We start from the raw sequence: 14519 nt of genomic DNA on the forward strand, positions 1-14519 counted from the left end.
GTTATTACGCCTCCATTACTAATAATTGTGGGTCATTCAATAGACGTTTAATTTGGTTTAACGCTTTTTGAGCAGTTGCGCCGTCAATTAAACGATGGTCAAAGCTTAGAGATAATGCTAATACTGGAGCTGCAACGATCTCACCATTTTTCACAACTGGTTTTTCAGCGATACGGCCGATACCAAGGATTGCTACTTCTGGGTGATTGATAACTGGAGTGAACCATTGTCCACCTGCAGAACCAATGTTTGTAATTGTGCAAGAAGCACCTTTCATTTCAGTTGGAGCTAGACGACCTTCACGTGCTTTACCAGCAAGATCATTGATCTCGTTAGAAATAGTGAAGATAGACTTGCGATCTGTATCTTTAACAACTGGTACTAATAGACCTTTGTCTGTATCAGCTGCGATACCGATGTTGAAGTAATGTTTATGAACTACTTCTTGAGATGCATCGTCTAAAGAAGTGTTTAACATTGGGTATTCACGTAATGCAGATGTTAAAGCTTTAACAACGTATGGAAGGTAAGTTAATTTAATACCTTTGTCAGCTGCTACTGCTTTGAACTTCTTACGGTGAGCAACAAGCTCAGTTACATCAACTTCATCCATTAATGTTACGTGAGGAGCTGTATGCTTAGAATTAACCATTGCTTTCGCAATCGCTTTACGGATACCACTCATTTTCTCACGAGTTTCTGGATATTCACCAGCTGGAATTGGTTGTGCTTTTGGTGCTTCTTCTTTCGCTGCTGCTGGAGTAGCTTCTACTGCTGCTGGAGCCTCAGTTGCTGCTACAGTTTGTCCACCATTTGCAAATGCATCGATGTCAGCTTTTACGATACGGCCGTTCTTACCAGTACCAGCTACTTTATGAATGTCTACACCTTTTTCACGAGCGTATTTACGAACAGATGGCATAGCGATTACGCGCTCATTTACTACTTCTGCAGTTGCTGCTGGAGTAGCTTCCGCTGCTGGAGCTTCTACTGCTGCTTCTTCAGCTTTTGGAGCTTCATCATGATCGTCACCTTTAAATTTAAGGTTTTCGTATCCAGGAGCATCAAATTTAATTAATGTATCTCCTACGATTGCAACTGTTCCTTCTTCTACAAGTACTTCAAGTACTTTACCTTTAACAGGAGAAGGGATTTCTACTACTGCTTTATCATTTTGCACTTCAAGAAGTACATCGTCTTCATTTACTTCATCGCCTGGTTTAATAAACCATTTTACGATTTCACCTTCGTGGATACCTTCACCGATATCTGGTAGTTTAAATTCAAATGCCACGGAATTCAGCCCCCTGATTCATTTCATTATTATGGAATATGTACAAAAGAAACCAGCATGTGCTGATTTCTTTTGCACATGAAAAACTAAAAATTAGAAGTTCATTACTTTGTTTACAGCTTCAACAATATCCTTGTGGTTTGGTAACCATACGCTCTCTGCTTGAGAGAATGGGAATACTGTATCAGCAGCTGCAACACGTACAACTGGAGCTTCTAAGTTTAAGATTGCACGGTCGTTAATTTCCGCTACAACGTTAGCTGCAATACCAGCTTGTTTTTGAGCTTCTTGAACTACAACTACGCGACCTGTTTTTTCAACAGAAGCGATGATTGTTTCGATATCTAATGGTTGAACTGTACGTAAGTCAACAACCTCTAAAGAGATACCTTCTTTTTCAAGTTCTTCAGCAGCTTTTAATGCAGCGTGAACCATAGCACCGTAAGCGATAACAGATACATCTGTACCTTCACGTTTGATATCAGCTTTACCTAAATCAATTGTGTATTCGCCTTCTGGTACATCTTGACGGAATGAACGGTACAATTTCATATGCTCTAAGTAGATAACTGGATCGTTGTCACGAATCGCAGAGATTAAAAGACCTTTAGCATCGTATGGAGTAGATGGAATAACAACTTTTAGACCAGGTTGTTGAGCCACTAATCCTTCTAAGCTATCAGCATGTAGTTCAGGAGTATGAACACCACCACCGAATGGAGAACGAACTGTTACTGGAGCAGTCCAACGTCCACCAGAACGGTAACGCATACGAGCCAATTGACCAGAAATTGAATCCATTACTTCAAAAACGAAACCGAAGAATTGGATTTCTGGAACTGGACGGAATCCTTCAAGTGCAAGACCAACTGCAAGTCCACCAATACCAGACTCTGCAAGTGGAGTATCCATTACACGATCTTCACCAAATTCAGCTTGTAAACCTTCAGTAGCACGGAATACACCACCGTTTACACCAACGTCTTCACCAAATACAAGTACGTTAGGATCATTTTTCATTTCAACGCGTAAAGCATCAGTGATTGCTTGAATCATTGTCATTTGAGCCATGGCTTACTTCGACTCCTTTTCTTTGTAAATTTCATATTGTTCAGCTAAGTTGTAAGGCATTTTTTCGTACATGATTTCCATTAAATCAGTTACTTTTTGTTTTGGAGCTTGGTCAGCCTTAGCAATTGCTTGTTTGATATCTTCTTTTGCTTCTTCGATTACTGTCTCTTCAACTTCTTGAGACCATAGGCCTTTAGCTTCTAAGAACTTACGGAAGCGTACGATTGGGTCTTTTTGTTCCCATTCGTTTTCGATATCTTTTGTACGGTAACGAGTTGGGTCATCACCAGCCATTGTATGTGGACCGTAACGGAATGTTAAAGTCTCGATTAAAGTAGGGCCTTCGCCATTTACTGCGCGCTCACGAGCGAAAGCAGTTGCTGCGTATACAGCTAATGGATCCATACCGTCTACTTGAATTCCGTAAATACCTGCTGCTACTGCTTTTTGTGCTACAGTTTTAGCTGCAGATTGCTTTTCTACTGGAGTAGAAATTGCATAACGGTTGTTTTGAACAACGAAGATTGCTGGAGCTTTGAATGCACCTGCAAAGTTCATACCTTCGTAGAAGTCACCTTGTGAAGCACCACCGTCACCAGTGTAAGTAATTGCAACAGATTTTTTACCACGTAGTTTCATACCTAACGCAACACCAGCAGTTTGGATGATTTGCGCACCGATAATGATTTGTGGAGCTAATGCATTTACATTCTCAGGCATTTGGTTACCCATGAAGTGTCCACGAGAGAATAAGAATGCTTGGTATAATGGTAATCCGTGCCATACTAATTGTGGTACATCACGGTATCCTGGTAAGATGAAGTCTTCTGCTTCAAGTGCGAAATGACTCGCTAATTGAGAAGCTTCTTGTCCAGCTGTAGGTGCGTAGAAACCTAAACGTCCTTGACGGTTTAAAGAAATAGAACGTTGATCTAATACGCGTGTATACACCATACGACGCATTAATTCTTTTAATTGATCATCAGATAATTCAGGCATAGCTGCTTCATTCACAACTTCACCGTTTTCATTTAAAATTTGTAATGTTTCAAATTGAGCTGCGATAGCTTTCATTTGCTCATCAACATTAAATAGGGTCTTTTTTGTTTTAGTACCCATTCCGTTCACCTCTTCCTCTCTTGAACCATATTCTGAAACGCTTTCACTGGCTATTTTCCAGTTTAAAAAGCGCAACGATGTAAACCAACATGTTTGTCTGTCGGTTGAGAATAATTTTGTGTACCTAACAATCTGTACTAATGTTTTTTCAGAAACATATTAATACAATCTTGATCACGTTTTTTAGTTTACAACTATTCTAATTACGATGTCAATTACTTTGAATACGTTTTTTTATAAATAATATGCAGGTTTCTACTACACAAACGTGTTTTTATTTTTTACATCTGTATTAGTAAGCATTGACCTACTGTTATATTATTCCCTTTTTCACTTATTTTTTCTCTTAGAATAATATGTAAACGATTTAATTCTCTTTAGTTTTTCTCTCTTCGTAACAAAAATATACAAACTACTCTTCCTTTTTTAGGTAAATACCTATACATTTCCCCCCTCTCTTCCATACATTATAGTAACCGCAGTATTAGCGGGAAATGATAAAGGAGGTCATCTCATGTACGGATACTCATATTGCTATCCAACTTGTTCATATCCTTCCTACGGTTATGGCGGTTCTTGTGGCGGGTCTGGACGCGGCTTCGCCTTAATCGTTGTGTTGTTTATTCTTTTAATTATCGTTGGTGCTGCTTGCATTCGCTAATGTAAAACGAAACAACTATGGAAAGAAAAAGACGGCTTTGCCGTCTTTTTCTGTTTATCACATACATAACTACTCTATAATAGAACCATTTCCAAAATGCCTACCCTTTCTTGCCGATGACTTTTTCCATCTCCTTTGGTAGACTAAAGAGGAAAGGAGAGATTACATATGCTTACAATGAAAGATGTTATTCGCGAAGGAGATCCTATTTTGCGCAACGTTGCAGAAGAGGTGTCATTACCGGCAAGCGAAGAAGATACAACTACCTTAAAAGAAATGATTGAATTCGTAATAAATAGCCAAGATCCTGAAATGGCTGAAAAATATAGTTTACGCCCTGGAATCGGATTAGCGGCTCCGCAAATCGGTGTTTCAAAAAAAATGATTGCAGTTCATGTAACCGATGCGGATGGTACATTATATAGCCATGCATTATTCAATCCAAAAATCATTAGCCATTCTGTTGAACGTACATATTTACAGGGTGGTGAAGGCTGTCTATCTGTAGACCGCGAAGTACCTGGTTATGTTCCTCGTTATACAAGAATTACAGTAAAAGCAACTTCTATTAACGGCGAAGAAGTAAAATTGCGTTTAAAAGGTTTACCAGCAATCGTATTCCAACACGAGATTGACCATTTAAATGGCGTTATGTTCTATGACCATATCAATAAAGAAAATCCTTTTGCCGCTCCTGATGATTCCAAGCCTCTAGAGCGATAATAATAAAGAGGCGGAAGTTAATCTTCCGCCTCTTTATTATGAAATGGGTTCCATATTCACTTATAGCAATCCAGCCCACTTTAGTCCATGATATATACCGTCTTCACTAACATCCTTTGTCACATGATTTGCAAGTTTTTTCAAGTCTTCATGGCCATTTCCCATCACAATACCTGTGCCAACGGCTTCGATCATTTCTAAATCATTTAAACCATCTCCAAATGCATACACTTGATCACGATTAAAACCTAACTTTTCAATGTATTTCTCAATTCCTTTTGCCTTAGAACCACCATTCGGAATGATATCCATTGAATATGCATGCCAACGAATAAAATGAAAATCTGGATAATGATTAATAAACTTTTCCTCTTCATTTACTTCACAAAAAAGTAGTGTTTGATAAATATTACGTTCCTCATAAAAATTAGGTTCATATGGTGGATGCTCAAAGTTTAAGCTTCCAAAGCCTTCTTTCACATAATCATGATATTCCACTGATGCTCTCATATCTTGATGGTCAAGATATACAAGTGGATATCCTTCTTGTTTTGCAAACTGAGTAAACTTATGTAAAGCATCTGGATGTAACGGATTATTAAATATTACCTCATCTTCAAAGACAACGTATTGTCCATTAAAACTAACATAATTATGTATATCAAGTTCCTTACGAATATCTTCGAACATAAATGGCGCGCGCCCTGTCGCAATTGCTACATGTACACCTTTTTCTTGTAACTGTTTTACTGCATCTCGTGTAGATTGTGGAATTTTTTTATCATGATCTAATAATGTTCCATCAATATCAAAAAAGACAATTTTATCATTCATTTGTCAAAATCCTTTCTGGCACTCTATATTCCTATTTTGAATATCACTTTTCAAATTCTAAAAAAAAGTATAACATATTAAACATCTGTGAAGAAAGCGTTCCCTTTCTGACCTTATTTGTAAACTTTGCATATATATATTAGTAAAACATGTGGATACTTGTTCGGATGAATTTTCTTTTCCATTCTTCCTCATACTATACCTATAACTAACGGCTACTAATCGTTACTATAGAATAACTTTCACTGTATGGGAAAGGACAAGACTCACCATTCACTTTTGTCCTATCTCTTATATCAGAGATAGAATTTTCACTAGTAATATGCATGTTTAAAATAAGGAAAGGAAGGAGTAATCATGCTGAAGAAGCTGAAGAAAAAGCTCAAGCGTTATTTAAACGGTCTAGTCCGTAAAAAGACAATCGCTTAAATTGTGCCCATTTCGGGCTTTTTCTTCATTCTCATTCGAAAAAACATGAAAATCGTGACTGTTTGCTTTATAATAAGTAACAGATAATGCAAAACATAGACAAGGAGAGGTTTTCCAAATGATTTTTAAAGTATTTTATCAAGAAAAATTAACTGAGGTTCCAGTACGTGAAAATACAAAAGTTTTATATTTAGAGGCTACGTCTGAAAAGGATGTTCGTACAAAATTAAATAAGTTCGCATATAATATCGAGTTTGTTCAGTCTGTTACTGGCGCTCATCTTGAATATGAAAAAGAAAACGCTGATTTAACATTAGCGGAAATCGTATAGCGATATGAAATTTCTAAAAAACGACCAAGTTGCTGTGTTTGCTCTCGGTGGGCTTGGTGAAATCGGTAAAAATACATACGCTGTTCAATTTCAAGATGAAATTATTATAATTGATGCTGGAATTAAATTTCCAGAGGACGAACTTCTCGGAATCGATTATGTAATACCAGACTACACTTATTTTGTGCGAAACGAAGATAAAATTAAAGGGTTATTCATTACACATGGTCACGAAGATCATATCGGCGGAATCCCTTACCTATTACGTCAAGTGAACATCCCGATTTACGGCGGAAAATTAGCAATTGCACTCATCAAAAACAAATTAGAAGAACACGGCTTACTTCGTAAAGCAAAACTTTACGAAATTCAAGAAGATGACGTTATTAAATTCAAAAAAACGTCTGTATCCTTCTTCCGTACAACTCACAGTATTCCAGATTCGTACGGCGTTGTTGTGAAAACACCTCAAGGTCAAGTTGTTCATACAGGTGATTTCAAATTTGATTTCACGCCAGTTGGTGAACCAGCTGATTTAACAAAAATGGCTGAAATCGGTAAAGATGGCGTGCTATGTCTATTATCTGATAGTACGAACAGTGAAGTTCCAAACTTTACTATGTCTGAGCGTCGCGTTGGTGATAGCATTCAAGACATTTTCCGTAAAGTAGACGGACGGATTATATTCGCAACCTTTGCATCAAATATTCACCGCTTACAACAAGTTATTGAAGCTGCTGTTGAAAACAACCGTAAAGTAGCTGTGTTTGGTCGAAGTATGGAAGCAGCGATTGAAATCGGACAAAACCTTGGTTATATTCGTTGCCCAAAAGATACATTCATAGATGCATCTCAACTAAACCGTTTACCAGCTAATAAAGTTGTTATTTTATGTACAGGTAGTCAAGGTGAACCGATGGCAGCACTTTCACGTATTGCAAACGGTACACACCGCCAAATTCAAATTATTCCTGGAGATACAGTTGTTTTCTCTTCTTCACCAATTCCAGGAAATACAATTAGCGTAAGTCGTACAATTAACATGTTGTACCGCGCTGGCGCTGATGTAATTCACGGGAAACTTTCAAATATCCATACAAGTGGACACGGTGGACAAGAAGAACAAAAGTTAATGTTACGTCTAATTAAACCGAAGTACTTCATGCCAATTCATGGTGAATATCGTATGCAGCGTATGCACATGAACATAGCAAATGATTGTGGTATCCCTGAAGAAAATTGCTTCATTATGGATAATGGCGATGTTCTTGCTTTACGTTCGGATGAAGCTAGCGTAGCTGGAAAAATCCCATCTGGTTCGGTCTACATTGATGGAAACGGTATTGGAGATATCGGCAATATCGTATTACGAGATCGTCGTATCCTTTCTGAAGAAGGACTTGTAATTGTAGTTGTAAGCATTGATATGAAAGAATTTAAAGTTGCAGCAGGACCTGATATCATCTCACGCGGTTTCGTTTACATGCGTGAAAGCAGCGATTTAATCAATGATGCACAAACATTAATTACAACTCATTTAGAAAAAGTAATGGAGCGTAAAACAACACAATGGTCTGAAATTAAAAATGAAATTACAGACACATTAGCTCCATTCCTATATGAGAAAACGAAACGCCGTCCAATGATTTTACCAATCATTATGGAAATATAAGAAAAAGGACAATGCTATGAAGGCATTGTCCTTTTCTTTTCTCTTATCTTAAAAAGTGTTTAAATCGATCCACTTCATCGTCATGACCAATGACAATTAATATATCTCCTGCTTGAATATTCTCCGTAGCCCGAGGGGATACGATAACTTCTTTACCTCGTTTAATTGCTACAATATTCAATCCAAACTTCGCACGAATATCTAATTCAATTAAAGAGTGCCCATCAATTTTTTTATTCGCAATAATCTCTACAATACTATGCTCATCTGAAAGCTCAAGGTAGTCTAACACATTGCTTGATGCAATATTATTAGCAATCCTTTTTCCCATATCACGTTCTGGATGCACAATATGATCTGCACCTATTTTACTTAACACTTTTTCATGATAATCATTTTGAGCTTTTACAGTAATATTTTTTACACCCAATTCTTTCAAAATCAAAGTAGTTAGAATACTTGAATTTAAATTATCTCCAATAGCAACGACTACGTGATCAAAATTTCGAATACCAAGGCTTTTTAATACCATCTCATCTGTTGAATCTGCAATTACAGCATGCGAAGCTATATTTGCAAATTCATTAATTTTATCCTCATCTGAGTCGATTGCCATTACTTCCATACCTAATTGAGCTAGTTCTCGGCAAATACTTCCACCAAAGCGACCAAGTCCAATGACAGCAAATTCTTTTTCTTTCTCACCCACAGGAATTCCTCCAATAACTTCAAGTACTATTTATTTTCAGTGTAACACACTTTATATGCGTCACAAAAACTGTAATTAGCTCTTATTTTTGTTTTTGTATATAAAAATATTGTTGCAAGTAAAAAGCGATACCAACAAGTAACATAGCAAATACAAATATATTTCCAAACGAACTAAATGTTTCAAAAACGAATAATAATGTTTCTTGACCAAAAAAGGCAAATAGAAGCTGTATGAATGCAAATAACAACGCCCATATGTAATGATGTTGATGGAATAAATAATGCGTTGCACCTAAAAAAGCAATAAACGAAAAGATAAAGATCCACCAATTTTCTAAAAATAGTTGCCAACTAGAAAATTGATATCCATTTACTAATATCGCAATAAGCGCGATAACTGCCATCGTCGGCACACTCCAAAATAATGCCCGTCCTCTAAAGAAACGAGTGCCTTTAACATCACCTTTTTCATGTGCAATATATGTTAGTACTACTGTGCTTATATACAAAACAGAAAGAATTGTTAAAACGATAATAAGCCAAAAATGTAATTGATAATATTCATGTTCTATATTTGTCACGATTGCAGCTAACATGCATGGAATTAACATTCCCGTCCAACCATCTACTTTTCTTTCATTCCAAAAGACCGTATTACCAATCCTTATTCCTAACAACATAAAAATAATGATACCCAATACAAATAACGTAGTTTTATTCCCTACTAAACTCGTTGAGAAAGCAATTAATCCAATAAATAAAAAGAGCACAAACCCATTCATAATTTCTAGTACAGGTGATAAATATCTCTTCACCCATTTGTATGTTTCGTCATATTCATTATTATCTACTAAACGATAGGCATAAAAACTTATCCCAAAATAAACCGCCGCAATAATAACATACGCATATAAGACGAAACATAAAATCGCACTGCTAATTTGCACGTAATTCCCCACCCTTTTTTCTATGTTTCACATTGATTTTACACACTTTTCATACTAAAAGTAAACATATATAAGTTAGTCAAATAATTAATAATGAGCAGTGGCTAAAAACCCCCTGCTCATTATTAAAACAGTCCAATTAACTTTATTCTTTCATTTGTATGTAAATGTCTAAAATCACTCTATACGAGCGTTACTTACACCTCATAACAAAAAGTTTTTTGGAACCTTCAATAAAGCGGAAGTTTTATTTTCTATTCCCTTTCCACTTTACATATTGGCTTAAAAATGTAATTGCCTTTTCAATCACTTCTTCGTCTGGTTTTAATTTTGCATGATGTAAACCATATTCTGAATTTACTCCAAGCCAAAACATAAATCCAGGGATTTCTCGAAGCATATAACCAAAATCTTCACCTGTCATTGCCTCAGTACATGTAATAACATTCATATCTGTTTGTTTATGTACAAATTGCATAAACTCTCTTGTTAACTCTTCATGGTTATATACTTGATGATACATTGCTCCGTAATCTATAATCGCCTCACACTGGAAAGAAGCTTCGATACCTGCAACAATTGCCTCAATTCTGCTTTTCACACGCTTCATTGATTCCACTGATAATGTTCGAATCGTTCCTTCTAAACGAGATTTTTCTGCAATAATATTTTGAACCGTACCACCTGTAATTTTCCCGATTGTAATTACTGCACTATCAAGAGGATTTACATTGCGACTAATAACGGATTGAAGCTGTGTAACAAGATGACTCGCTGCAACAATCATATCATTTGCAGTATGCGGATAGGCAGCATGGCCACCTTTCCCTTTTAAATCAATATATAATTCTGAAGTATTAGCAAATAACAGTCCTTCTTTCGTTGCAATTGTCCCTACAGCGTATTCTGGTGCAATATGAAGACCAAGAATTATATTTGGTTTCCATTCTTTTAACTCTTCACTTTCTAACATAGGAAGAGCACCGCCTGGTCCTTCTTCTGCTGGCTGGAATAGAAATACAAGGTCATCATCTATTCTTTCGCTCACAGCTTTCGTTAGAAGGCCTAAACCGATTGTTGTATGTACATCGTGGCCACATGCATGCATCATTCCTTCATGAATAGAAGCAAACTCATATCCAGTTTCCTCTGTAATTGGCAGACCATCTATATCTGCACGATAACCTATTATTTTTTCTGGATTTTTTCCATTTACTTTAACGATTACACCCGTTTTCCATGTCTTCACTTCCACAAATTCAAGAGAAAGTGTTCCTATATAATCTAAAATATACTGTTGTGTTTTCCATTCCTTAAATCCAATTTCTGGAATTCTATGTAGATCTCTACGAATTTGGACAAATTTGCTTACTGTCATTTTTGCACCTCTATCTATAAAAAGCGTAAGAGCCCATTTACGCTCTTACGCTTTTTTTACTTTTTATTTCTCTGGGTTTAATTGACGAAGCTCTTGTTTAATTTCTGTTTTTGCTTTTGTCTTCTCATCAATTTCTTTAATTACACGTGCTGGAGTACCTGCAACAACTGTGTATGGAGGCACATCTTCTGTTACAACAGCTCCTGCTGCTACAACTGCACCTTTACCAACTGTAACACCCTCTAAAACAACTACGTTTGCACCGATTACTACATCATCTTCAACGATAACTGGTTTTGCAGAAGGTGGCTCAATAACACCTGCAAGTACAGCACCTGCACCTACGTGACAGTTTTTACCGACTGTTGCACGTCCACCAAGTACTGCGTTCATGTCGATCATAGAACCTTCACCAATTACAGCACCAATGTTAATTGTTGCATTCATCATAATTACAGCGTTGTCACCAATTTCAACATGGTCACGAATAATAGCACCTGGCTCGATGCGAGCTTTAATACCTTTTAAATCAAGCATTGGAATTGCAGAATTACGACGATCGTTTTCTACAACGTAGTCAACGATGTGCTTATTATTCTCATCAAGAATTGTCTTAATTTCAGACCATTCTCCGAATAATACACCTGATTTTTTATTCACAAATGCTTGTACTGTTTCAGGGAATGTTACTTCTTTTAAATCCCCTTTTATGTATACCTTTACAGGAGTTTTCTTTTCACTTTTTTGAATAAACGAAATAATTTCGTTAGCGTCCATCATTTTCATTCTTGTTGCCTCCTAAATCCATTTATAATGTTACTCTACCAAACGAAAGAACGAGTAGCAAGATAATAATCTTATTTTTCCCTTTGAATTTCTTCTATAATTTCTAAAAATGCTTGTACTTGCTTCAACTGCCTTGCCGAGTCACTTGTTAACAACCATGTTTCTCTCGTCAGTTGAACAGGTGTTTTATACATATTTTCCTGTACTTCCTTTAAAACAGTAGAAGGTAAAAGGGCGTAACCTATACCATTTAAAACAAGTTGTTTGCATGTTTCAATTTGGTCAACTACAATCGTTCGCTTAGGCGGATTAGAAAATAAACCATACCACCAATTTTGTATTTGTCCATAATAAGTTGAGTCACTTTTAAATTGAATGAACGGTCTATTTGTTTCTTTTAGCATCGAAATATCTTTTATTTCTTTATCAACTAAATACAGTTCATCTTCAAATAATTGTTGCTTTTGACCTTTATATTCTTGTGTTCCCCTCAGTATAGCAACATGAACGTCTCCTTCATAAAACTGCTTTTGCACTTCACTACTCCATCCAGTAAACAGCGATATCTTTACAGAAGGATATTTATGCACAAACTTTTTCAAAACAGGAGGGAGCCAATATTGACCAATAACTGATGCAACAGCTATTTTTAAAGTTCCATGAGTTTCCGTTCTAAAAACAGCTAGCTCACTTTTTATATCCTCTTCCTTTTGCAACATTTCTTTGGCATAATTTGCAACTTTTTCCCCTTCAGGTGTAATTGTCAATCCTTTTTGTGAGCGAATAAAAAACTTCATTCCCCATTGTTTCTCCATAGATTGTAATCGTTGACTCAGCGCAGGTTGTGAAACAAATAAACGTTCCGCCGCTTTTCTCATATTTGATTCCTGAGCTAACACAACCATCATTTGAAAATCATCAATTTGCAACTTTCTCCCTCTTTCCTTAGCTTCCATACACCTTATTCCATTAAGCTTTCATTCAGAAAATACAATTTTTCAGCGCAAACTTCCCTTATGTTTTATGTCTTTTTTAATATAATACATACACAAGTGATATGCACGAAAAAAAAGTGACTTCTTCGTTTCTATGAAGTCACTTTTCTCACGTTATCGATTATGTTGCCTTACTTTCTTATTCAACAATTTTAAAATAGCCCGACGTGTTAAAATCCCCTCAAAATAGCCTTCTTCATTAACAGCGCAAATAAAAGGATGATCAATTGTCATTTCTAAAGCTTTTGCAAATGAATCTTCTAATTTAAGAAAAGGTATATCTTCCTTCATCACCTGCTCTACTTTCATATCATCAAGTCTTTCAAACTCAATACGCTCTAATCCTAACATACCATCTAATATCATGGCCGTACTAATCAAACCATGTAATTTATACATTGGATCTAAGACAGGTATCGCCGAATATCCAGATTTCACAAGAACGAGTAAAGCATGTTCTAAACCATTTCCAATTTGGACATGAGCTACTTTTTCCGATGAAATCATTAAATCCTTCACAAGAATTTGTTGAAATTCGTCTTTCGGAATACTAATCATATTACATCCCCCATTTTCCCTTTTTCCTGCTTATGTTCATAACTCTATTCACATTTTATGACAGCGTTTTCATATTATTATTTTGTCCTAAATTTATTTCAATAAAAATACAATCACACAGCTATTTTAGCATACAGCACAAAAAAAAGACTACCATTCCGGTAGCGCTTAATACCCTTTATTTTTTAATCTGTAAAATAACCTTGTGATTTTTTTATATTGCATCACATCTGTCTGTTTCAAACCATTCTCAATGTCCGTAAGTTCCACAGCTAAAATTTCACTTGCATAATTTTGCTGAAATAAAATATCTAGTAGTAAACTTTCTTCTTCCTTCGTTAAAACAACTTCCCTTTGCATATACCCCTCTCCTTACACTCGCATCGTTACTCACTCTTATTATATAAAAAATTTAACCTATTTAATAGATGTAATATTCAGTTTTTACCAAAAGATATGTAGCAATTATAAACATACAAAAAATCATTTCGTATATCGATTTGCATAACTAAACGCCGCATAAGCATCCGGCTTAATTTTTGCAGTTAATCCCATCGCTCGAATTTTTTCTGTCATATCTAAAATAAATTCTCTTGTTAAACCATCATTCCCAATGTCTAAATGAATTTCCATTATGAATCCAGCCCCATCTTGAGCATAAGGATGCAATAACTCCCATATTGTTTGTATATGAGTAGGCGTAAATAGACATGCGATTTCTTGACTAAACTGCGTTTCTAAATATATTTTCTCACGTAAGGTCGCTGGCTTATCTTTTACTGATCTATGGTGTAAACAACCCCAGGCACCTTTTCCAACACGATGAATATGGATTGCTGTAATAAACCTCGTATCCTTTTGATGCGCTTGCGAGTCTGTCCCAATGGATAATCGATACAAATTTCGCGGATCCTTTTCAATGAAACTACAAATACGGTTAAAGACCATATCAAAATTTAAATGTCTCTCTGAAACATTGTAAAATTTATGTGCACCGTCCACAGAGTCAC

The 14519-nt window shown here is 36.0% G+C and carries 16 protein-coding genes; 4 read left to right on the plus strand and 12 right to left on the minus strand.

The window, feature by feature from the left end; all coding sequences use genetic code 11:
* Positions 1-4: 4 nt before the first annotated feature.
* The 3 genes from pdhC to pdhA form a co-directional block, all read right to left on the minus strand.
* A complete protein-coding gene (gene pdhC / locus N2V79_RS19430) occupies positions 5-1294 on the minus strand; it encodes a pyruvate dehydrogenase complex dihydrolipoyllysine-residue acetyltransferase (protein WP_000863420.1) in 1290 nt (429 codons plus the stop codon).
* 93 nt (positions 1295-1387) lie between these two features.
* A complete protein-coding gene (gene pdhB, locus N2V79_RS19435) occupies positions 1388-2365 on the minus strand; it encodes a pyruvate dehydrogenase complex E1 component subunit beta (protein ID WP_000068163.1) in 978 nt (325 codons plus the stop codon).
* A 3-nt stretch (positions 2366-2368) separates the two neighbouring features.
* Positions 2369-3484 (minus strand): pyruvate dehydrogenase E1 component subunit alpha, encoded by a 1116-nt coding sequence (gene pdhA, locus N2V79_RS19440; RefSeq protein WP_000536895.1) that lies wholly within the window; start codon positions 3482-3484, stop codon positions 2369-2371.
* Positions 3485-3998: 514 nt separating this feature from the next.
* Here pdhA and N2V79_RS19445 point away from each other — a divergent pair.
* Together N2V79_RS19445 and def are read left to right on the plus strand one after the other, a co-directional pair.
* A complete protein-coding gene (locus tag N2V79_RS19445; protein ID WP_000274562.1) occupies positions 3999-4145 on the plus strand; it encodes a YjcZ family sporulation protein in 147 nt (48 codons plus the stop codon).
* A 168-nt stretch (positions 4146-4313) separates the two neighbouring features.
* Positions 4314-4868, plus strand: a complete 555-nt coding sequence (def, locus tag N2V79_RS19450) for a peptide deformylase (protein ID WP_000957048.1) — start codon at positions 4314-4316, stop codon at positions 4866-4868.
* Positions 4869-4928: 60 nt separating this feature from the next.
* On the opposite strand, the gene N2V79_RS19455 is transcribed toward def, so the two are convergent.
* Positions 4929-5702 (minus strand): Cof-type HAD-IIB family hydrolase, encoded by a 774-nt coding sequence (locus N2V79_RS19455; protein WP_090977163.1) that lies wholly within the window; start codon positions 5700-5702, stop codon positions 4929-4931.
* 547 nt (positions 5703-6249) lie between these two features.
* Here N2V79_RS19455 and N2V79_RS19460 point away from each other — a divergent pair.
* The gene (locus N2V79_RS19460; RefSeq protein WP_000576435.1) at positions 6250-6462 is read left to right on the plus strand and encodes a DNA-dependent RNA polymerase subunit epsilon; all 213 of its coding nucleotides are present in this window, start codon (positions 6250-6252) and stop codon (positions 6460-6462) included.
* Between the two features lie 4 nt (positions 6463-6466).
* On the plus strand, positions 6467-8134 hold the full coding sequence (gene rnjA, locus N2V79_RS19465; RefSeq protein ID WP_000670375.1) for a ribonuclease J1: 1668 nt from the start codon (positions 6467-6469) through the stop codon (positions 8132-8134).
* Between the two features lie 43 nt (positions 8135-8177).
* On the opposite strand, the gene N2V79_RS19470 is transcribed toward rnjA, so the two are convergent.
* The 8 genes from N2V79_RS19470 to N2V79_RS19505 all read right to left on the minus strand — a co-directional run bounded on the left by N2V79_RS19470 (position 8178) and on the right by N2V79_RS19505 (position 14511).
* Positions 8178-8843: a potassium channel family protein gene (locus N2V79_RS19470; protein WP_000504032.1), complete on the minus strand. Its 666-nt coding sequence runs from the start codon at positions 8841-8843 to the stop codon at positions 8178-8180.
* Between the two features lie 82 nt (positions 8844-8925).
* Positions 8926-9792 (minus strand): hypothetical protein, encoded by an 867-nt coding sequence (locus N2V79_RS19475; RefSeq protein ID WP_001167322.1) that lies wholly within the window; start codon positions 9790-9792, stop codon positions 8926-8928.
* A 247-nt stretch (positions 9793-10039) separates the two neighbouring features.
* The gene (locus N2V79_RS19480; protein ID WP_000218677.1) at positions 10040-11170 is read right to left on the minus strand and encodes an N-acetyldiaminopimelate deacetylase; all 1131 of its coding nucleotides are present in this window, start codon (positions 11168-11170) and stop codon (positions 10040-10042) included.
* Between the two features lie 63 nt (positions 11171-11233).
* A complete protein-coding gene (gene dapD / locus N2V79_RS19485) occupies positions 11234-11956 on the minus strand; it encodes a 2,3,4,5-tetrahydropyridine-2,6-dicarboxylate N-acetyltransferase (RefSeq protein WP_000783241.1) in 723 nt (240 codons plus the stop codon).
* 71 nt (positions 11957-12027) lie between these two features.
* Positions 12028-12912 carry a LysR family transcriptional regulator gene (locus tag N2V79_RS19490; protein WP_002094125.1) on the minus strand — a complete coding sequence of 295 codons (885 nt, stop codon included), beginning with the start codon at positions 12910-12912 and terminating at the stop codon, positions 12028-12030.
* A 153-nt stretch (positions 12913-13065) separates the two neighbouring features.
* Entirely contained in the window at positions 13066-13509 is a 444-nt protein-coding gene (gene cbpB / locus N2V79_RS19495) for a cyclic-di-AMP-binding protein CbpB (protein ID WP_000623573.1), read from the minus strand.
* Between the two features lie 168 nt (positions 13510-13677).
* Positions 13678-13869, minus strand: a complete 192-nt coding sequence (abbA, locus tag N2V79_RS19500; RefSeq protein ID WP_001188692.1) for an antirepressor AbbA — start codon at positions 13867-13869, stop codon at positions 13678-13680.
* 123 nt (positions 13870-13992) lie between these two features.
* Positions 13993-14511 (minus strand): ribonuclease H-like YkuK family protein, encoded by a 519-nt coding sequence (locus N2V79_RS19505; RefSeq protein WP_000348490.1) that lies wholly within the window; start codon positions 14509-14511, stop codon positions 13993-13995.
* Positions 14512-14519 lie beyond the last annotated feature (8 nt).

Source organism: Bacillus sp. CH_70, from assembly GCF_038007045.1.
Classification (GTDB): Bacteria; Bacillota; Bacilli; order Bacillales; family Bacillaceae_G; genus Bacillus_A; species Bacillus_A cereus.